General features: G+C 57.6%; 17 protein-coding genes and 2 pseudogenes. 6 read left to right on the top strand and 13 right to left on the bottom strand.

The features are described from left to right. Positions 1 to 17 precede the first annotated feature (17 nt). Entirely contained in the window at positions 18 to 971 is a 954-nt protein-coding gene (locus ACT2BZ_RS16000; protein ID WP_457936117.1) for a hypothetical protein, read from the bottom strand. Between the two features lie 674 nt (positions 972 to 1645). Between ACT2BZ_RS16000 and ACT2BZ_RS15995 the strand changes: the two genes are divergently transcribed. Then, positions 1646 to 2809, top strand: coding sequence for a helix-turn-helix transcriptional regulator (locus tag ACT2BZ_RS15995; RefSeq protein WP_457936116.1), 1164 nt, complete (start codon positions 1646 to 1648; stop codon positions 2807 to 2809). A 254-nt stretch (positions 2810 to 3063) separates the two neighbouring features. On the opposite strand, the gene ACT2BZ_RS15990 is transcribed toward ACT2BZ_RS15995, so the two are convergent. From ACT2BZ_RS15990 to ACT2BZ_RS15950, 9 genes are all read right to left on the bottom strand, one after another. Then, positions 3064 to 3918 carry a hypothetical protein gene (locus ACT2BZ_RS15990; protein WP_457936115.1) on the bottom strand — a complete coding sequence of 285 codons (855 nt, stop codon included), beginning with the start codon at positions 3916 to 3918 and terminating at the stop codon, positions 3064 to 3066. Between the two features lie 34 nt (positions 3919 to 3952). Further along, positions 3953 to 5416: a nucleotidyltransferase family protein gene (locus ACT2BZ_RS15985; RefSeq protein WP_457936114.1), complete on the bottom strand. Its 1464-nt coding sequence runs from the start codon at positions 5414 to 5416 to the stop codon at positions 3953 to 3955. Continuing rightward, entirely contained in the window at positions 5413 to 6270 is an 858-nt protein-coding gene (locus ACT2BZ_RS15980; RefSeq protein WP_457936113.1) for a hypothetical protein, read from the bottom strand. The genes ACT2BZ_RS15985 and ACT2BZ_RS15980 overlap by 4 nt, the downstream gene beginning before the upstream one ends. A gap of 97 nt (positions 6271 to 6367) precedes the next feature. After that, on the bottom strand, positions 6368 to 7066 hold the full coding sequence (locus tag ACT2BZ_RS15975) for a glycosyltransferase family 2 protein (protein WP_457936112.1): 699 nt from the start codon (positions 7064 to 7066) through the stop codon (positions 6368 to 6370). Next, positions 7059 to 7793, bottom strand: coding sequence for a hypothetical protein (locus ACT2BZ_RS15970; protein ID WP_457936111.1), 735 nt, complete (start codon positions 7791 to 7793; stop codon positions 7059 to 7061). Before ACT2BZ_RS15970 ends, ACT2BZ_RS15975 begins: the two co-directional genes overlap by 8 nt. Before the next feature lie 380 nt (positions 7794 to 8173). Further along, complete coding sequence (locus tag ACT2BZ_RS15965) at positions 8174 to 8656, bottom strand: PqqD family protein (RefSeq protein WP_457936110.1); 483 nt, start codon at positions 8654 to 8656, stop codon at positions 8174 to 8176. Positions 8657 to 8704: 48 nt separating this feature from the next. Then, positions 8705 to 9841, bottom strand: coding sequence for a glycosyltransferase family 4 protein (locus ACT2BZ_RS15960; protein WP_457936109.1), 1137 nt, complete (start codon positions 9839 to 9841; stop codon positions 8705 to 8707). A gap of 1 nt (position 9842) precedes the next feature. Beyond that, a complete protein-coding gene (locus ACT2BZ_RS15955) occupies positions 9843 to 11021 on the bottom strand; it encodes a nucleotidyltransferase family protein (protein WP_457936108.1) in 1179 nt (392 codons plus the stop codon). Beyond that, positions 11018 to 12115 (bottom strand): glycosyltransferase family 4 protein, encoded by a 1098-nt coding sequence (locus tag ACT2BZ_RS15950; protein ID WP_457936107.1) that lies wholly within the window; start codon positions 12113 to 12115, stop codon positions 11018 to 11020. Before ACT2BZ_RS15950 ends, ACT2BZ_RS15955 begins: the two co-directional genes overlap by 4 nt. 304 nt (positions 12116 to 12419) lie before the next feature. On the opposite strand from ACT2BZ_RS15950, the gene ACT2BZ_RS15945 reads away from it, so the two are divergent. Together ACT2BZ_RS15945 and ACT2BZ_RS15940 are read left to right on the top strand one after the other, a co-directional pair. Beyond that, on the top strand, positions 12420 to 12644 hold the full coding sequence (locus ACT2BZ_RS15945) for a hypothetical protein (protein WP_457936106.1): 225 nt from the start codon (positions 12420 to 12422) through the stop codon (positions 12642 to 12644). Between the two features lie 237 nt (positions 12645 to 12881). Further along, positions 12882 to 13000 (top strand): annotated as a pseudogene (locus tag ACT2BZ_RS15940) (transposase); the annotation flags it as partial. Positions 13001 to 13219: 219 nt separating this feature from the next. Here the strand turns inward: ACT2BZ_RS15940 and ACT2BZ_RS15935 are convergent. Then, positions 13220 to 13630, bottom strand: a complete 411-nt coding sequence (locus ACT2BZ_RS15935; protein WP_457936105.1) for a hypothetical protein — start codon at positions 13628 to 13630, stop codon at positions 13220 to 13222. Continuing rightward, positions 13614 to 14345 (bottom strand): hypothetical protein, encoded by a 732-nt coding sequence (locus tag ACT2BZ_RS15930; protein ID WP_457936104.1) that lies wholly within the window; start codon positions 14343 to 14345, stop codon positions 13614 to 13616. The genes ACT2BZ_RS15935 and ACT2BZ_RS15930 overlap by 17 nt, the downstream gene beginning before the upstream one ends. Positions 14346 to 14736: 391 nt before the next feature. Between ACT2BZ_RS15930 and ACT2BZ_RS15925 the strand changes: the two are divergent. Further along, positions 14737 to 14823 (top strand): annotated as a pseudogene (locus tag ACT2BZ_RS15925) (IS5/IS1182 family transposase); the annotation flags it as partial. Between the two features lie 9 nt (positions 14824 to 14832). Here ACT2BZ_RS15925 and ACT2BZ_RS15920 read toward each other — a convergent pair. Beyond that, positions 14833 to 17190 (bottom strand): beta-glucosidase, encoded by a 2358-nt coding sequence (locus ACT2BZ_RS15920; protein ID WP_457936103.1) that lies wholly within the window; start codon positions 17188 to 17190, stop codon positions 14833 to 14835. Between the two features lie 140 nt (positions 17191 to 17330). Between ACT2BZ_RS15920 and ACT2BZ_RS15915 the strand changes: the two genes are divergently transcribed. Next, positions 17331 to 18374 carry an AraC family transcriptional regulator gene (locus ACT2BZ_RS15915; RefSeq protein WP_457936102.1) on the top strand — a complete coding sequence of 348 codons (1044 nt, stop codon included), beginning with the start codon at positions 17331 to 17333 and terminating at the stop codon, positions 18372 to 18374. A gap of 280 nt (positions 18375 to 18654) precedes the next feature. Then, positions 18655 to 19767, top strand: coding sequence for an ABC transporter substrate-binding protein (locus ACT2BZ_RS15910; RefSeq protein ID WP_457936101.1), 1113 nt, complete (start codon positions 18655 to 18657; stop codon positions 19765 to 19767). The last annotated feature ends 7 nt before the right edge of the window (positions 19768 to 19774 follow it).

Raw genomic sequence — 19774 nt, 5'->3', positions numbered from 1 at the left:
GGCCGAAACTCCTCTAATCAAAGCTGCAGTCTGTGCCACGCCAAATGTTCTGACGACGGACAGGGATCGGTATCATTGCCGAGGACATCTCCGGTAATCGATGCGTTCTCCTCAACAGTCGCGAAATCATCATGGGCAACGGGCTGCTGATTGCTTACCTGGAGAACGCCATCGACATAGACCTCGACCTTTTCGATCGATCGGACGGTCAGGCCAAACGAACTAAAACGGTAGTCGCCGGAGACCGGCAGGGATGCGGCAAACGCGTTGATCTCGTTGCGCAGCGACGAACTTGACCATTGGGCAGTGGTGAACTCCAATCTGAGAGTGTCCACTCCGGATTGACCGTCATAGTCATCCTTCGAGCCTATGTTTTCCGAGAGATTGTAGACAAGCATGTCGTTGCCGGAGCCGGCCTCGATTGTGTCATTGCCGGCACCACCGTTGAGGTAATCATCCCCGGATCCGCCATCCAGCTTGTCATTGCCGGCGCCGCCAAGCAGGGTGTCGTTACCGGAACCTCCATCCAGGTCGTCATTGCCGTCGTCGCCGAGAAGCGTATCGTTGCCTTCGCCACCCTCGAGCTTGTCATTGCCCGTGCCGCCATCAAGATGGTCGTTGCCGGAGCCGCCATAAAGCTTGTCGTTGCCATCGCCTCCCAGAAGGGTGTCATTGCCTTCCCCGCCTTCGAGCTGATCATTGCCTGTGCCGCCGTCGAGGTAATCGTCACCGGATCCGCCATCCAGCTTGTCATTGCCGGCGCCGCCAAGCAGGGTGTCGTTGCCGGAACCGCCATCGAGCTTGTCATTTCCCGAACCGCCATCGAGGAAATCGTCGCCGTTGCCACCGGACAGGTCATCATTGCCGGCACCGCCGATGAGGACGTCATTGCCGTCCTTGCCGATGATGGTGTCATTGCCGGAAGTACCGTTGAGCGTGTTGTCCCCGGAATTGCCAATGATGGTAGCCAACTCAGTCTCCCCTGGTAGCAAGCCTGGTCTCTAAGGCAATGACTCGGAGGCTGTTGCGGCAACTGCCAATACGGCACTCCCAACCATTCGCATTACGCGTTAACTCAAGAACTTCACGCTCCCTCACGTGGTCCGCCTCAGCAGGGTTAGCTACTGGTTTTTGGCGTCCCAAGCCCCAAATGGGGACTGGCTTCAATTTTGGCGTGCCCAAGGGCCTTTCCATTGAAGACCGAGACAACGCACGGCCGGCAGGCACCTCAGAGCCGTCACCAAGTGCGTTTCGCAGTAGGCGAACCTTTTATCTGTCGTCGTCTAAGCGCAAGACAGAAGTCCTCAGCAAATCTTGCCATGAACGTCCACATGACCAGAAAGACAAGCTTATCACGACGCAATCTTGGTGAATTCCGCCCTGAGACTTCCTCTCTCGACAATCTTGATTTGCCCTGAGGCTTACATCTTGGAGAAGGAACGGCCTGGCGAATACACCGCAGTATCTGATGACTTTGCCCGCTATGATCGCGCGAGACCCATACAAGGGTTTTCAACCGAACTTGAGCAAGAACTGCTTTTCATCCACTTGCTTGCGGTCGCGCAAGAATAGGTTATGTTTCAACCATGCGGTGAAATTGAGGGGGATTGCGTATGAAGGAGGCGACTAGGGGAGCGCCGTAAGAATGGGTAGGAGGTCGGTCGACGACTACAGTGAGGAACGTGTAGCGGCCATTAGCGCCGAAATCGGAGCTGCGATCGATTCCGCGACCTTCGGCAGCGGTTCATGGGATGACGTGCCGGCTGCTCTGAGCAGAGCCTTCCCCGGCTCATGGGGTGGCCTCTACAACATGAATTTTCCTGAAAGCAGGCTCAATTTCCTTTCCTTCCAGAATATGGACCCGGCCTTTGTTCGATCCTATGCCGAACATTTCGCCTACGTGAATCCATGGGCGACCTATTGGAATTCGGTCCGAAGCACAACCATCGCGGTGTCAGAGCTCGTCTCACCGGCGCGCAGTTTTGCACACACAGAGTTCTATAATGATTGGCTCCTCCCCCAGAAAGATGCCGAAGCAGCAGTTGGCATGAAGCTGGTCGGAGACCGAGATGAAGCGATCAATGTGCTTCTGCACTACCCTCTTTCCCTTGCCGGAACATATGATCGCGCCGCAGCGGAAATTATGCAGCGGATCCGGGGGAGCTTGGAACTGTCCATCGCGCTCGCTCGCCAAATTCGCGTGGGCACTGAATGTTTGGTTGCCGAAGCGGCATTGATCGAGCGCTGCAGGTGCGCAGCCTTCGTTGTAGATAGCGGACGTGTCTTGCGCACAGCCAATCATGCAGCCGAACTTTTGTTTTCGCTCGGGCGTAGCATAACGGTCCGGAACGGCCGTTGTTACCTGTCAGACGTCGACGCGGATGCACGCTTTGCTGCGACCTTGGACCGATTGACCAGGGGCACCCAAGCGGAGGGGAATGGTATCTTGTTGCGGACAGCCGCGGGTGCTTGGCAGATCACCATGGCCCGACTTCCTGCGGCTCCCCCCTCCTCGACCGGCTTTACATCGCTTCTTCCGCCGCAGCAGCTGATGCTGGTCTTGATGACCGACCTCTGTCTCGAGGAACAGAAGCCTGGCGATTTTTCAGTACTTGCACCAGCGTTTCGCCTTGCGCCTGCGGAAATTGCCCTGTGCCGGCGGCTCTTCCTGGGCGATTCGGTATCGGAAGCTGCAGAAAACCTCGGCATAACGCTTGAAAGTGCTCGGACCCGCCTCAAGATAGTCCTCCACAAGACTGGTACTTCGAGGCAAGGCCAGCTGATGCTTCTCCTGTCCAAGCTTCGGTAGGCGCAAAAGCTAGTCAGGTTGCTTCCAAGGGCGCCATTAGTTGACCGAGGAAACCCGCGAGTTTTCTCATTCGAGCGTATCAGGCCTTGTCGGCAGCAAGGGTTCCAAATCAGCTGTGCCTGCTTGCAGGCTCGTAGGCCGGTCGGAATCAAGGCCTGGTGGATCGGTCAGATGCGGACTGTTTCCAGAAGCGGTAACCCGACCTGTCACTCACCAGCTACGGTGAGGCATGCCGGCTTTTGCTGTTCTGTGGCCTACCCAGCAATGAGATCGCGGAACCGGTTCGGATTCTGCCGCAGAAAGGCCGGAAACGTCTCGTCGATCGGCACCCTCCTGAGATCCGGGTCCTTATGCGCGGCGGCAAGCCGTCGTTCTGCCTCTGCGATCATCGAGGCTTTCGGATCCGTGCTTCGCTCGCCGATGACGTGCGAACCAGAGCGTAGCCTCTGAGCAACCCGATCGACACCTCCCATGTAGGAAAAATGCCATCCAGCATCGCGGTGCAGGATGCGCCTGATTGGCGAGCGCATGGCCAAGCTTGCCTTCAGCCAGCGTGTCGTGGACCTGACCGGATTGGCGACTGGCGGATGGACATCCCTCAGTCCCTGCATCGTATTGAGATGGCGGCGCTCAGTGAGGCGCGGACCACTACGCGACCAAGGCTCCCGATAAAGGTAGTTCAGGAGGTAGCGGTAGAAGGTCAGCTCGAAGCAATGCACGGTCGGCCATGAGTTGCTTGTCGCGGCAACTGCAAGAAGCTTCTCTGCGCGCACGATCTCATCGACGTCGGACAGCATCACCAGATCCCGTGGCCCGGCGTCAGAAAGCGCCGACATCATGGTGTTGCGCTGGTGGCACTCCCTCTGCCAATGCGCGGCCTCACCCGTTCCGCCAGGCATGTCTTCGACGATGACATGTCGGATACGGTCAGCAAAGGCAGCGAACCGATCCTGGTTGTCCCTGTAGAAGAGAGGCTTCGGATCTCCCTGAAACGTGAACGGAGATTCGGCTATGACGAATGTGCTGACGACGGGCGCCATCTCGTTGAGACGGATCTCCAGAAGCTCCAGTTCGTTGCTGATCGTGAAACAGTCGAATATCCGTGGCATGGCGCGAATTGTTGGCTCCGATCACAAACGTCATCTATCGCCTTGGGTAGCGACTGCGCAACGGAGTTTGCGACCGACGGGTCATCTCGACTGAGACGCGCAAAGAGCCTGGTGCACTTGCAGTCGGCGCCTTCTTGCGATCGAGCGCAACGATCGTAAGCAGGGCTCGAGATTGCACCTTCCTTCCCTGCGGAAGCCGGTAGGACATGCGAACCTGCCAGGACGGCACGGGCCAAGGCGCAAGCAGGTGCGTCAGTCGAAAACGCGCCCGACCAATCCAGACACCGTCGAGCAGAACATCGAACGAACTGCCTTCCAGACTTGTGTCGGGACAGGCGAAGCGAAGGACAAGGCAATTGTCCTTCGGCGCCTCTATCGACAGGTTGGCACGACCTTCGACGAAGCAGTTCCAGCCAGAGCCTGGATGCTTGACCGATGGTTTTGCCAGCCAGGCTGTCTTCCAACTGACGATCCGTTGCCGCGAACCGAACGACCGTCGCCACTCGGCGCCGTTCAGCAGCACGCGATCCATCAGCGTCTGCCTGTTGCCGGGCTTCAGCGAAGCTGCCATTTCGTGCCTGAAGAGCAGTCCACGCAGATCGCGGCCGCAAGCATCGACGATCGGGCGAGGCACTGCGACGCCAAGCTCGTCCAGCAACGATGTGGCAATCTTCATCGGCAGGCCAAGCCTGCGAGCCGCGATCTCCTCGGTAGCAATAGCAACGTCGAAGGAAGGATCCCGAAGTGCGATAACACTGTCGACGAGCCAGTCTGCGGGCTTGTCATTGTCGGCAACGAGCCCGTGAGCAACGGCATGCAGAAGCCGATCCGTCACCGACGGCACCTTGACCGGCAGTCCGGCAAGCTTGGCGTCGATTGCGCGCCGCCAGAGACCGTCATCGTGATTACCGAGCCGGCCGAAACGCAAAGGCACGGCGTGGAAGTCGAGCTCCATGTAGTCATGTCGTCGCGAACCCGCCTCGAACAGCGGGGCGAGCGCCCTCGACTTGACGGGACCAGGCAGCAGGCCGCTGACCGATCGGTAGCCATTGGCTATGGCGATCTCGAGGGCCTCGGACAAGTGGTCCTGCGGCAGCAGGAGGTCGAGGTCACGGACAGAACGCAGGTGCATTGCCTGGGCATCGACAGCGATGCGCGCGCCGCCCTTGAGGATCATCACCGGCATTGCAGGGAGGATCTGCTCCAGGAGTGGCCTTACTGCCTTCAGTCGGGCCTGGTTGATGAGATAGGTGTTGCGCCTTGCGACGCTAACCAATGGCGGCAGTCCACCCACTATTTCTAGCAGGGACAGTCGCTGCGATACCGAAGGCAGCAAGCGCTGTTCGGCCAGGCTCGGCTCGGGACTGGGTCCCGTCGACCACCACGAATGCCATGCCTCGGCTGCAACGTTGTCGTCGCCAAGGATCACATGCAGCAACAGCCATACCCGGTCGTTCGGACGGGCCCTTGCGACGAGATCATCAACAGCCTTGCTCAAGGCGCTGACTTCTTTGGCCCGGCCTGCTCGAATGCCCGGGAGAAACGATCGGCAACTGCAGCAAGCGATAGTTCCGTTCGCATCTGACGGGCGTGGGCCCGGGTTTCGCTCCAGTAGCGCTTCGAAAACAAGCGTGCCGTGTCGTGCGGTTGAGCGATCTCAAATCCCCTTCTTGCGAAATGCCGAGCCATCGGACTGTCCGCATTGCACGCGAAGGGAATTCCAGAACCGATAAATTGCTGCGCCTTCGTCGGCGGCTTCGTGGCCTGCGCGAAGTCGGTTCCCTTGATGTCGATCGCCGCGCGGCAGGCGCGCATCATCTCTTCCTGCCTGGCTTCGCTCCACTGGTAAGCGGGCAGGCCGTTTATCCTGCCACTGTCGAAGCTGATTCTCAGACCGAGCCTGTAAGCCGTCAACTGAGCCAGAACCCAGTGTTCACGGCTGATGTTGGTCAGCAGTCGAACCTCATATGGCAGCGGGTTCTTCTCGAGCCAGACCAGCAGCGGCATCAGGTTCTGGGTGGCGCCGACCCACAGAACGAAGCCTTCTTCCCTGAACTCGGCCATCGGTTCCAGCGCAAAACGGAGATGATGATCGACCTCGAGCAAACGGGAAGTGCATTCGGACAAATAAGGTGCCAGTTCGGCGCCGTGAAGCAGGACCAGATCACAGGCCGCCAGCATGGCACGGTCTTCATCGATTTCGCCAGCTTCCTGGTAGATGTCGATCGGAGCGAAAGCGACGAGGGCTCCCCGACCATGCGCCTTGTACACGAAGTCGAGGCCAGGCCTTTGTTTGACGACCAGAACGACGTCTGCCTCCGGAGCAGAGCAAAATTCGTCGAAGAAGCTCACGACGTGGTGCCTAGCAAGCTCTTCGCCGAGTGCCCTGCCAACCCAGTCCCAAGACGGCGTTGGTCTTTGCGGGCCGATGGCGATGCAGGCCAACGGCCTAGTCGTCCCTTTGCCCTGACGGAGCCTTGCTGGCTCGATGCCGTGCGACATTTGCCCTGAGCAGGTTGAGGAATTCCTGACGGGTATTGTTGTTCCTGAGCTGGGACCGGTTGTTTGCATGGCAGCGCCGGTTAAGTAGCACATCAGGCAACAGCATATCGCGTATGCCAGCATTTCGCGCCCTCAGGAACCAGTCGGCGGAATCGGCATGCTCGATTGCGGTGTTGAACGGACCGACCGTCTGCAATGCTTCACGAGACAGCATCGCGGTGCCGGTCGTGTAGCCGACGATCGGATCGCCTCGGAGTTTTACAGAACCGTCATCTTTGTCCTCGAACTCCTGGACGTAGCCCACACATGCGCCGATTTCGGGATGCGAGGCGAAAACCGCCAACTGCTTGGCCAGTTTCTCGGGCGTCCAGAGATCATCGTAATCGAGGAAGGCGACGAAATCCCCCTTGGCGTGCTCAATACCTGTGTTTCGGGCTACCGACGGCCCGGCATTAGCCTGCGAAACCACGCGTATGGTGCCAGCATGCTGCTCGCAGATGCTGCACGTCGCATCGGTTGACCCGTCATCGACGACAATGACGTCGACCGCCTTGTGCGACTGGGCAAAGATGCTGTCCAGCGCATGGACCAGGTATTTCTCGCCGTTCCAGACCGGAAGGATGCAACTCACCAATCTGTCATGCATGTGCTCTTCCTTCGATAATGCCGGAGATCGTTTCTGCAACAGCCTCGGGTGGCTGGTTTATCCTGACTGCAAAGGACGGTATCGACTGTGTTAGCCTGGCAAAACGCTGGAACTGGTCGCGGCGAAGACTGAACTTCCGGTTTTCCGCACTATCTCGGACCAGGGCGTGAAATGCCGCGTTGCCCGGCACCGGTTCTACAAGTCTTGCTGAAGGATCAAGCCGCGGCACGATTATCGCGCGGATGGAGGCGGTGCGGGCCATGCTGACGCCAGGCACTGACAGCGGCATCAGCAGAGCCTTGTCGTCGGCCGGTCCTGGAATTGTCCAATAGCCGGATAGTTCGGGCCAGCGTCGCATCTGCACCGGATGCGCCCGTGCCGACGCATAGAGACTGCTGACGGCGAAGTCTCCCCTGAACTCGGAAATCGCCACAGAGTCGTCGCCGAGCAGGTCCAGCCCATGGACGAGACAGTCGATCGAGGTTGTCGTCTTGCCGCGACCGCTGCCGCCGACGATGATCGCTCCCGCTCCGTGGGACGCCACGGCTGCCGCGTGGACGTCGTGCGCGTCGAGATGACGGCAGAATTCGGGGATGAGGCGGCTGAGCGGACGTGCCTTCTCGTAGAGCAGGAAACGCCGCGCATCCTGGTACATGGCGAAGAGGTCGCCTGTGGCGCGGTCGAACCAGATGAGACTGTCGGAGCGCTCTTCGCGGATATAGCGCAAGTCATCATAAGCATCGAGACGCCATCCATCTGCACCGGATGTCCATTCGACGACATCCGGGCGCGGCGGCGCCGGGACATCGGCTTCCGAACGGTCCCAAAGATAGATGCCGGGCTGCCTCTGTGGCCTCTCCCCGATACCGTTCCCGGGCTCGATCAGGTGAGCAAAAGCGTCGCATACAATCCGGGACAGCGTCGACCCGACGATTGAGACGGGTACGTGCTTCCCAGCGATTTGAAGCTGACACGTCGATGCTACGTCGCTACGCCGCGCGGCAGCTTCGAAGAACGTCTCGCGCATCGCCAGGAAGCCGGCAGCGCCAACCGACGTGGGCAGCCGGCTGCCACCCTTTGCGGCGGTGATTATTGCCGTGCTCGCGATCACTCTTTTGCGCGACGCGCATAATCCGGCAACGGTGGGTCGAGCGCGATCAGGTCCTTGACGTCGCTGAAGACCGAAAGTTCGGGGCTCTCGTAAGACGACGATTCGAAGACGATCTCTGACGGACCGGCGCCTGCGTTCTCACTGGGTACGATGAGACCCTCCTGAACAAGGCGACGCGCAAGATCGCTGATGTGGGGCTCGACTTGCGTGACGTCGATCCGGAAATGGCCAGCAGCCACAGCTGCAATCTCGTCAACGGTCGCACCAGCAGAAAGCATCCGCCAGTAATCCGCTCCTGTCGACGTCAGGCTGAAATAGTCGCCCTTTTCGAGATTGATGATGATGGCCTCGCCGTCGATCACATCGGCGGCAACGGTGGGTTCGTTAAGCCTGAAGCGCTTGCTCGAGATATCCATCAGGCCGCTACAACGGATAAGAATTTCAGCATCTTTTTTTGCCCCCAATACCGCCAGGTTCATTCGCGTCCTGACGTTTGCAACCTTTTTGGCTTCATTACGGAAGCCTTGTCAATACGAAGCAGCCCGGCTGAATCGCCTGTTGTAGAGGCGTTCATATATCCCGCCGAACTCGTCGAGATACCTGTCCCAACCGTGCATGGTCCTGGCGCGGTGGTAACCGGCCTGCCCCATTCGGGCTGCTCTTTCCGGGTCCTCCAACAACGCAATCGCTGCTGTAGCAAGAGCGCCGACGTCCTCCTCCGGGATCATCAAACCAGTCTCGCCGTCGACGACCGCCTCTTCCATTCCTCCGCACCGGGAAGCGATGCAAGGCCGCCCCATCTGCATGGTTTCGATCGCAACGGTCGCAAAGGGCTCGGCCCCGCGCGACGGGATCACGACGAACGAACTCTGATTTATGGCTTTGCTGACGCCCGAGTGGGACATCATCCCGTCGAAGCTGACGCGATCCTCAAGTCGAAGCTGAGCGACGAGCCCGCGCAAGCTGTCCATGGCATCACCGTCGCCCACGATGCGCAGCCGCGTTTCGGGAAACCGGGCAAGGACCTCAGGCATTGCCCGGATCATCAGGTCGAAACCCTTTCGTTCGATTACACGACCAAGGCAAAGGATTGCAGCGGGACTTGCCGGCAGCGGATCCGGCTCAAAGCCGGGCAATGGATTGCCACTGTAAACGACCGACCTCTCCTGATCATCGCGTGGCGCCAGCTGCCCGAGCATGTCGAGAAGTCTCGAAGAATTCGCCGTCACCCAGTCTGCCCTCTGCAGCAGACGACCGAGCGTGCTCTCGAGCACGTTTTCCTTCTGCATCGGCCATGTGGTGAATGAAGCAAGGACAGGCAGATCAGCGTTCGCCTTCTCGAGCAACAACATGGCCAATGTTCCGCCGTAGAAGATGTGGATCAGGTCAGGTTGAAACTCCGCCAAAAGCTCCGAATAGCGTCGGCGCAAGCGCACGATCTCCCTGAAGTCACCGGTCCTGAGAGCAGCGGGAAAAGGAATGCGAACAAGCTTGATCCCGTCGAGTTCGTCGATTTCCGCCAGCCCGTCACCCGGCTCCCGGGTCGTCAGAACCGAATATTCGTGCCCCCTTTGCACCATCGCGGGAAGGAAGGCTTTTGCGCGAACCTCGATACCACCGGTCGCTGGCCAGAAGTGCTCGCTGATGAAGAGAATCCTGGCCAAATCAATTTCCTCTGGACCTGCCGATGCGTGCCAATCTGTTCACAGATCGGCGGAAAGGTCGACCGACATACCACAGCGGGGTCCACGCCAAACCGCGACGTGAACACCATCCCCGCAGATAGCCCGGAGATGGCAGAACCAGCCAACGCACGATCTTGATCCGAGAACGCCAGTTGCTGACGATGAGCATCGCCCCCAAATTGCCTCCGTGGCCATACCGGGCGTGGTGCAAAGCATGGTCCACCCACTCCGCATCCTGACATCTCGACGATTGCGCAAGTTCACGCAACACGGATTCGGAAACGGTAGCTCCGACTTCGCGACGCAGATAGTCGAGCATCGTGAACAGCTGTGGGCCCAGCCTTGCAGACAGCGCATCGTCAATGAAGTGCTGCCATTGATTGACGTCGAAGCCAGCAGTGCCGAGGATCAGCGCCGCATCGACAAGGGCGCTGATTGGTTCGGCTGCGCTGTCGGTGGTGGCCAGGGCGAGGCGATGCAGCAAGGCCCCCTCTGGAGGAAGGATGTCGATCGACCGGCCGGCGATATAGAGGGTGACCGCGCGAGCGGTCATCCGTTTGTCAGGTAGCCTGAAATATGTCGAACCAAGTAGTGATGTGTGCAGATTGATTGGTAGTCCATCCGCGTGTCGCAAGCTGACGGAGGCGGCGATCTTCAGCGTGGCATCTGGCCGTTCGAATCCCGCTTCGACGAGCAGCCGAGCGGCTCGCTGGACCTCGTCCGGTGGGAGCAGGATGTCGATGTCATGGCAATGCCGCAGGGCAATTTCGGGATATGCAGAGGCCGAGTTTGCGAGGCCCCCCACCAGGGTAGGATGAAGCCCGACCTCGGTTAGCCGGTCGAAAACCGCCGAGAAAATCTCGAGGATCCGCCGGGTCCGCTGTTCTTCCCAGAGCTTTGCAGCATTCAAAAGGTGCTGCATGTCCACCGTCACGTCGGCCTGCCTGAGCCGATAGGCTGCTAGCGGAAGTAGCCGCTTCAGGTCTGGCCGCTGGCCCCGCAGGAACGGACGGAGATGTCTGACGGGTTCCAGCCAGGCCTCCCAAGCTTCGCGGACATCTTCCTGAGGGCCTGCGAGCATCCGCAGAAAGAGCCCGTCATGTGAGCTGGGAAGCATCACTCTGAGAGTGTCGGCGACGGGAGGCGCGGTCACACTCATGTGCCGGCTATCCGTGAGAAGAGGTCCTCGTAGCTTTCAACGAACCGGTTCCATTGGAAGCCGCGCCTGGCGGTCTCGGCAGCCTCGGCGCCAAGCCGATCGGCACGGCCCGGATCATCGATGAGAGACCTGAGCGCTGCCGTAAGTGCTGGCACATCGTCGGGCGGAACAAGCATGCCGGTGCGCTCATGCAGAACAATCTCGGGCAAGCCTCCGACCGCAGCTGCCACGACAGGCCGGCCCATGTGGGCGGCTTCCAGCGCCACCAGGCCAAAAGGCTCGTCACGGGAAGGAACCGTGACTGCCAGCGATCCGGCCATCAGGTCCAGCAGCGTGCTTCGGCCAACGCCGCCGTGAAACATGACCTTGCCTGCAATGCCCAGGTCGCCAGCCAACGTTTGCAGCGCTTCGGCTTCCGGCCCGTCGCCAGCAATATCCATACGCAGCGCCGGATCACTCGACGACAGGTCGGCGAATGCCCGCAGCGCAAGATCGCAGCCCTTCTTGGCCACCAGGCGGCCGGGAAAGAGAAGGCGCTTCCGGTCAGCCTGAATTGCCGATGCCGCTGGTGTTGGTACCGCGTTGAGGATCGTGGTTGCACGTTTGCCGATTTCGGGGAGCTGCTTGACGGCCCACGCGGTGGTCGCTTCCGAACAGCCAATGATCCAGTCGGCCGACCTGAGGTTTCGCCCGACCATGGCTTCGGGAGCGTATCGGGACGGCGGGAACAGGTCGTGCAGGGTGACTACCATTGGGGCCGCGTGTGCGGATCTGGTCAGATGGTGAAACATCTCGCCGCGGCCCGAGGAGAAGATGTAAACCAGATCCGGGCGGAGACTGTGCTTCAGTGCTTCCACCTGCCGCCTGAGTGTGGCGATCAGCGCGATGTCTCCCGACAGGGCTTGCACAAAAGGCATGCGCAGGACGCGGACCCCGTCGTTCATTTCGTCCTCGGGCAGCGTCTTGGGCGCTCGGTCGGTAATCACCATGATCTCATGCCCGCGCTCGGCCAGCGAAGCCATCAGCAACGGCGCTAACACTGGTCCGCCGCCGATTATGTGACCGTAGGAACTGGCAAAGACGAGAATGCGCATCAGGAAGCGAACGGTTCCCACGAGATCGGAGTGCGACAATGTGGTGCGCTGCCGTATCCGTCCAACAAATTCTTGTCCAACGGGCGTTGCTCGACTTCCAGAATTAGGTGCACCTGACCAGAACCAAGGCTTGGAGCGCCTAATGCGTTCATATGCAATCGCCTACTGCCGGCAAGTGTACTATGACTTCGCTGCGTCCGTCTGCCGTGACACGGGTGGATGTTGACCAGCAGCGTGCGAGCTCGGCTCGCGTCCATGACTGCCAAGCAATGTCGCGGTTCTTCGCCGACAGGATATGCGCTGCGTGAAAGCCCGCCTGGTTCAGCGTCTGAAAGCGCGCCACCTTGAAGAAGTGGTGCGCCATATCGCGCACATGAGATACCGTATGCTGGCTGGTCGATCAGGAGCCAGGGAACTTCGCTTCGGCGGGTCGGTTGAACTTGATCATGCCGAGCAGATGCTGACGCCGGAAGCGCGGCGCTGGCGCCACTTTCGCAACTGGGTTCATCCGAAAGATGCATCCCGCTAAGGCGCGGTTCCCGTTCGTTCCAAGCCATGCGACTTGCCGGATCGCCAGCGGAGTTCACGAACGACGACTTCCTGAAATTGCTAAAATCGCTACGAGGCGTTATCGCACGTTTGGCAGCTTGCCCTGCCAGGGCTCAGCGTTATCGCACATTTGCCAGCTTTCTCGTTTCGCCAAAAAGCAATCTATGGTTGTACAGCTTCATCTTGGGCTGCACCCTGAACAGCTCCGAGTGAGGGCGATCTGGCCCGCAAGCACGGTGTCAGCGAGGCTACGCTGTAAACTGGAAGGCGAGGTATGCCGGGATGGACGTGTCCGACGCCAAGCGCCTGAAGGCTCTAGAAGATGAGAAAGCGAAGCCCAACACAAACACTCAGCAAAGTCCAAGACTCGGCTGCACAATCGTCATCTGCAAAGCTACCTACATACCGGTTTTTTCTGCGATCCAATCATTGTAGTTCGCGACCCGCGTGTATACTCCATAAGCGTTGGCGTGACCGCACGAGGCCTCCGCTGGGCGCGCTGGGAATGCGGTTGTTTGATAGATCGACAGGTTGCAGGGTACGCGCGGGCTCAGATCACTCGCCCGATCTCTCGATCGCCAACAGATGCGCAAAACCGAGCTTTTTCCGCCGAGACAGCGTTTTCCGCTCATAGTTCTCGAGCGTGGCCAACTCTTTCAGACTGTCGCAGACGGCCAAAGCTTCTGCTTCTGCAATGGACATCTCGGCACGCGGAGACGAATCCGATCGTTCATCAGGCAGCCCGGTCGGGGCTGTCACCGGAGAGCCCGGTTTTGATTGTTGTTTGTGAACTGCGATGCACCGGTTCAAAGCCTCGGCCTTCGCACGCCTTATCCATGCAAGTCGCACCTGCACCTCGGCGAGGCGAAGTGAGGAAGCGCTCACACAATCGCTTTCGTTCCCACCACGCAAGGCCTCGGCGGTCGCCGCGACAACCGGGTCAGCCGTGTCAGCCTTGGCGACCAATCTCGCCCCCGACCCTTACCTTAAAGCCTTGGGAGTAGCGCGCCAGAAATTCTTCGCGTTCGACCGTTGCCTGACTTTTGCGACCGAAGTCCGAGACGAAAAGAGCACGATGTGCGCTGAATTCCTGGGTGATCTTCTCACGGCGGATTTCTGCACGCTCGATCAATCGTTCCAGCTGCTCGACTGACTGCAGATTGTCGACGATTGCTATGCCGTCGATGAGTTCAGCAGTGATATAGGCAGGAACGTAAAAATCCGTTTCAGCTACCGAGGGCTGGTTCGCACCAGCATCAGAAGTTTTTTGACCAGAGATGAGCGCGATAGCTTTCTGGCCATCAGGAACTGGCTTTCCAATGACCTTTTGGAATGTCGACGGCCCAGCAGCCTTGGGGATCACCGCCTTAACCCGTCGGTAGCGCTGGATTTCCCAGTTGATGTCGACCAAGTCGTTGACGAGCAGCCATTCGGTCATGGTTTTCGGCTGATATTCTAGCGCAAACTGGAGCTGGAACTTCCGATAATGGTCCAGGTTTTCGCTATCGAGAATAGGCGGTGCGCCGAGTAGCTCCAAAATCCTCTCGGGAACGATATATTCCGGTTCGGAGGAGTTGGGCACCGATTCTGTCGGGGTTTTCTTGGCGGCCATATCGGATTGGGGACTCGCAGCCAGCACCTCAGCAGCTTTCAGTCCGGCCTTCAACAATGTGTCGTTCATGAATGCCCGTCCTTCCAGCGCGCTTGCCCGACGGTAGCATCGATCACAACATCAAAGAATGGCGGGCCCCACGGCTATTTTGAATTTCCGCTCGAAATCTTCGAATGCCGGCCAACTTGACGTCTTCGTTGCAGCATCCGGAAACGATGCTCAGGGATTGATCCCTCTACGGCCTGGCATCCTGGCAAGCTGGCGCGATTTCTTGAAAACCTGCCGTATCGAAACACGATACGCATGATTTGAAAGTCGGCGGCACGCCGACCCGCAGTCCCTGGAATTCGCGGCGTGATATCGCGATCACCTCTGTTGAACATCGTCTTGCAGATTGCCGAAAAAGACGTGGACGGCTGAATTTGGTCGCCCACAAGAGGGGCTTGCTTCTATCCCTGTCCGACGCATCGCCACCCGATACGACCGCCTCGCATCGAACTTCCTCGCAGCAGTCTGTATCGCCGCAACCGTCAGCTACTGGTTATGAGTTCGGGCCCTAATTTAGCCCCGAGAATCCGCGTTTCGCATTCAACTGGGATATCGCTTGAACGACGGCGTCTTCGTCGACAGCGTCGCCTAGAAACCAATTCAGCGTATCTGCCAACCCAAGAAAAGAGTCGGTACAATGTCCAAAAATAGTCTCCGCTTCGGGCCTCTCGATGTTCAGCTGATGTTCGAGAAAGTTGAGAATGAACTCTTGGGCAGCCGGATCCCTTGCTATGATAGCTGGCTGCGTATCTGCATAAATCATTGGGAACGAGCCTTTGTCAGATTCGCAATCCAGGTAAATTTCTCCTCGAACATCCCGCGACGATGCCGCGATCTCGACGACAAACGCATCACTTCGCAATACCCAACGATCCACGGCGGTATCGAAATATTGGAAATCCCTAGTGTCAAGCTGAACTGAGAGCGATCGGGTTTCACCTACTTCTAGAGACACTTTTCGAAATCCTTTTAGTTCCCTGACAGGCCGTTTCAACCCAGGCCCGACCGGACGAATATAGACCTGGACGATCTCTTTTCCCGGAACCTGTCCCGTGTTGGTCACGGAAAAGGTAAGAGTAACCGGCTCACCGCAGACGACTTTTTTCCGATCAGCGGTGAGCTCTGAGTATTTAAACGAAGTGTAGCTGAGGCCGTGCCCAAAAGGGAACCTGACCTGCATTTTCCTGAGATCATAGCTTCGGTAACCTACGAAGATCCCTTCGGCATACAAGTGTCTCCCGTTTTCCCCGGGGTAAGTGTGAAATGCCGGAACGTCTTCAAGCCTCAACGGAAATGAGACTGTCAATTTGCCTGACGGGTTGGTTTGCCCGACGAGAATACTTGCGATAGCTTGTCCGCCACCTTGACCTGGGAAGAAGGTGGCTAAAATAGCATCGACATCTTGAGCCCAAGGCATCTCTACTGCATCGGGTGAGGTAACGACGACGATGACTCTGCAAGGAAGCTTCGCAAGAGCTGAAATCAAGGTATCGAAACCATCTGCGAGATTGAGATGGGTGCGGTCCGCTCCCTCTCCATCTGACTGGATATCGGTGCATGCGAAGACGATGACCGAATCCGAATCTGCGGCGCTTCTGATTAGCTCTTCGTTCGTTCCACTACCTTCGCCAATGCCTTGACAATAGGTTAGGCTTGTCCCCGCAGGAAAGACCAATCGAAGTTCGTCCATCGGTATGTCGACACGCGTCGGTCTAGTCGTCGCAGAGCCGGATCCCTGAATTGTCGGGTTCACAGCGCCCTTACCAACGACAAGTATTTTGCGGGCACAATCGCCGACTAGGGGCAGCGTGCGGAGATCATTTTTTAGAAGCACGATCGACTCTGAAGCCATATGTTGAGCTATCTTATGATGCTCATCAAAATCGATCTTCACGCCGCGACGCTCGGCCATTTTCGCAAGGCTGATGTATTTCAGCATACGGCGACAAGAAGCGTTCACGATATCCTCGGGAACTGTGCCCCCCTTAATTGCAGCTAGGAGCGACCCTTTTCGCTTTGGGCTTTCCGGCATATCGAGATCGTTGCCGGCAAGTAGAGACGCAGGCCGATCCTTGATGGCATACCAATCCGACACGACCAACCCGTTGTACCCCCATTCTTCACGAAGCACTTCCGTCAACAACCAGCGGTTGTTGGCTGCTTGAACTCCATTGATGCGATTGTATGAGCTCATCACCGTCCAAGGCCGACCTTTGTCGATCGCTCTTTCAAAACCAGCCAGATAAATTTCTCGCAACGCCCGCATATCTACGTCCGAACTCATCGTGGTGCGCTCAATTTCTGAGTTGTTGCAGGCGAAGTGCTTTAGAGACGCGCCGACTCCGTTGTCTTGCAATCCGAGGATCACCTGAGCGGAAAGTTCCCCGCTGACGACGGGGTCCTCCGAAAAATATTCATAACTTCTGCCGGCAAGTGGCGTCCGTCGGATATTGGTGCCTGGGCCAAGCAGGAGGTTCACGCCAAGGGAGTGACATTCATGAGCGAGTGCGGCACCAAGCTGGTACAACAGCTCTCCATCCCACGAACAGGCAATGCAGCTACCGTTGGGGAAGCATGTCGCCGGTTTCGTCGTGCCGAACGGTTCTGTGTCACCTTCGTTGGGACGTCGGTTCAAGAGTTCAAGAAATTGTTTCAGGCCGGTGCCCTGCTCGTCGCGATGGTCGATCTGCGCTTCCGAGTACCTGACGCCGTACGTTCCGTCGGTCATGGTTGTTTCGGGAATATTGAGACGGTAGTTTATCGTTGTGTGCCAAAGGCCGCTCCCGGACAGAAGGTCAACCTTCTCTTCGTCGGACATTTCAAGGACCATGGTGGACACGTCCCTGTCGGTCAGGTCAAAACTCATAGAACATCCTACTTTCTCAGACTGCGGTGGCGGAGGCATTCGCTTGGCAACGGTTCGCGGATGACCAAGACTATATCATTTGTTGACTTTTTCCAATCACCGAAGAAGAGTTCAAAAAGGCGAAACACGAGGCGAAATTTATGAACCAGTTCGTAGCTACGCCGGACATCCTGGCAAACATGGAATACTCACGACAGGAAGTCGCGCTAGAGCCGAACGTGCCTTTCCGTGTGTTTCTCCATGGCCAGCGATTTATTCCGTTTCACTGGCATAGAGAGGTCGAAATTATCTGCATTCTTCGCGGTCAAGTTAGGCTGAGCGTTTCGGGTCAGATCTGCGAGATGAGCGCCGGTGACGTGATGCTGATAAATGCCAACGACATTCACGACTCACGGGCCTGGAGCTCTGACGCGGTCGTCTATGGCATACATCTGGATGCGGAGTATTTCGAACGAAGCGGATTGGCGGGGTTTTCGACGCGCCGCTTCAGGTGCAAGAGCTTTCTACACGGGCAAGCATTCGACAGGATTGTTGCACCGATCAGAGCGCTCATCGCGAGGATCATCCTAACCCCTGCTCAGGCCGAAAACGAAACGTTCTCCAATAGTATCTTCGGTCACATACTTGCGTACTACATTATGCAAGTCATTGATGTCGAAGACAAAATCGAGGATGGAAGGGTCTCCCGCCCAGAGGGCAGGGAACGCGTCCTTGAAATCATGAAAAGGGTCCGGGAGGCCGAAGTTCCCGGCGCGAACCTTGCATCGCTTGCCGTTGAATACGAACTTTCGGTGAGCCATCTGTCGCGACAGTTCAAAAGGCACATCGGAATCGGATTTCAAGATTATGTCCAGAACCTAAGGCTCGATCGCGCAGCTTGGCTGCTTCGCAATACCGACGCTAACGTAGCCGACGTCATGATGAATGTCGGATATGCGAACCCAACGCATTTCTTTTCGAAGTTCAAGGAAAGGCTCGGCTGCAGTCCAGCGAAGTACCGCGATGGAGGGCCGAGTGAGATTGCCACCGCGAACATTGGAGACGAGGACGAGCGAAGACGAGTTGCAATACTCTTGAAGTCTGAACTCGCTGCGCTTCCAGCCGCATTCAACTCCCTAGACCCGCAAGTGGCTTGCACCAGCGGACCGATCCGGCTCGCGGGTCTTCACGATCCCTGCCTATAGAGCAAATGACAAGGCAGGATATAAATTTGATCGAAATTCTAGACGATGTTCCAAAAAATGACAAAAACGGATAGTGACTTCTTGACAGACCAACGTGGCTGAGCGTTACATTGGGGTGCAAATGGTCATATGGCCGCACTTCTAGAGGGAGGGTTGAACCGTGTCATATTGTAGATCAATCAAATTTGCGGCGGCCGGGATCCTGGCCTTTTCGGCAACGGCTTTCGCTCAGGAAGCCGACGTTGTCCACTATTGGACAACTCCCAGCGAGTCGGCCGCAATGAATGTGCTGGCCGATGCCTTCAAAGCGAAAGGTGGAAAGTGGATCGACAGTGCTGCCGCAAATTACGATGGGGCTGTTGCCGCAACTGTCAGTCGCATCGCCGGTGGTGATGCACCCTCGGCAGTCCTTCTCGTGCCGGGTGATACCATCGACGAGCTTTATAATTCTGGCATGCTTCGATCGCTTGATGATCTAGCGGCAGACGGTAATTGGTCCTCTCAGATTCCTGGCCCGATTTGGAAATATTTGGAAACTGACGGCCACCTCGTGTCGCTTCCGATGGGCACGCACGGGGACAACTGGATCTGGTATTCAAAGAAAATTTTCGATCAACTGGATTTGCAGGAACCGGCCACCTGGGACGAATTCTTCGCTGCAGCCGACAAGATCGAGGAAGCGGGATATGTGGGCGTCGCCATCGGCGGCGAACCTTGGCAGATCTCCTACCTATGGGTGAACATAATGCTAGGTCTAGGCGGGGCCGATTTGTATCGAGATTTGTTCGTGGATCTCAATGCTGACGCAACAAAGTCGCCAAAGGTGACTGAGGCATTCGAGATGTTGAGGAAGTTGTCCGGTTACGCGGATAAAGGGAGTCCAGGCCGATCCTGGAATGAGACTACCTCCATGGTTGCGACGGATAGAGCGGGAATGCAGCTCATGGGTGATTGGGCGAAAGGCGAGTTCAGCGCGGCGGGCCGCGTTCCGAATAAGGATTTCGGCTGCTTTTTGGCGCCTGCGGAGAACTCAGCCTACGTCTTCGTGGTTGACGTAATGACCTTCCCCACGACAGATGATGCTTCTGAACGGGACGCGCAGAACATTTTGGCGCAACTGATCATGAATCCAGAGGTCTCGGTCAATATGGCAGTGAAGAAGGGGTCTGTGCCTGGACTTACTGACATCAGTCGCGAAAAGCTCGACTATTGTGGGGCCATCGCTAGTGAGGCGCTGACCAGCGATGAGAATGCTCTGCCTTCATTGTGGGTGACGTACACCTCAGATAGCAGGGGGCAGCTGATGGACCTTCTCGGCCGCTTTTGGAGCGATAAAACCATGACTGCCGAGGACGCGACCGCCGAACTGACCACAATTTATCAGTCCATGTGAAACGCAT

The sequence above is a fragment of the Mesorhizobium sp. 10J20-29 genome (genome assembly GCF_054130485.1).
The sequence above is the reverse complement of the archived record's forward strand: the minus strand, read 5'-3'. Positions and strand labels throughout refer to the sequence as shown.

Excerpts from the sequence above, each read along its gene's own strand:
- ACT2BZ_RS15995 (WP_457936116.1), top strand. The coding sequence starts at position 1,646 with ATGGGTAGGAGGTCGGTCGACGACTACAGTGAGGAACGTGTAGCGGCC.
- ACT2BZ_RS15990 (WP_457936115.1), bottom strand. The coding sequence starts at position 3,918 with ATGCCACGGATATTCGACTGTTTCACGATCAGCAACGAACTGGAGCTT.
- ACT2BZ_RS15975 (WP_457936112.1), bottom strand. The coding sequence starts at position 7,066 with ATGCATGACAGATTGGTGAGTTGCATCCTTCCGGTCTGGAACGGCGAG.
- ACT2BZ_RS15965 (WP_457936110.1), bottom strand. The coding sequence starts at position 8,656 with ATGAACCTGGCGGTATTGGGGGCAAAAAAAGATGCTGAAATTCTTATC.
- ACT2BZ_RS15955 (WP_457936108.1), bottom strand. The coding sequence starts at position 11,021 with ATGAGTGTGACCGCGCCTCCCGTCGCCGACACTCTCAGAGTGATGCTT.
- ACT2BZ_RS15950 (WP_457936107.1), bottom strand. The coding sequence starts at position 12,115 with ATGCGCATTCTCGTCTTTGCCAGTTCCTACGGTCACATAATCGGCGGC.
- ACT2BZ_RS15930 (WP_457936104.1), bottom strand. The coding sequence starts at position 14,345 with ATGAACGACACATTGTTGAAGGCCGGACTGAAAGCTGCTGAGGTGCTG.
- ACT2BZ_RS15920 (WP_457936103.1), bottom strand. The coding sequence starts at position 17,190 with ATGAGTTTTGACCTGACCGACAGGGACGTGTCCACCATGGTCCTTGAA.
- ACT2BZ_RS15915 (WP_457936102.1), top strand. The coding sequence starts at position 17,331 with ATGAACCAGTTCGTAGCTACGCCGGACATCCTGGCAAACATGGAATAC.
- ACT2BZ_RS15910 (WP_457936101.1), top strand. The coding sequence starts at position 18,655 with ATGAATGTGCTGGCCGATGCCTTCAAAGCGAAAGGTGGAAAGTGGATC.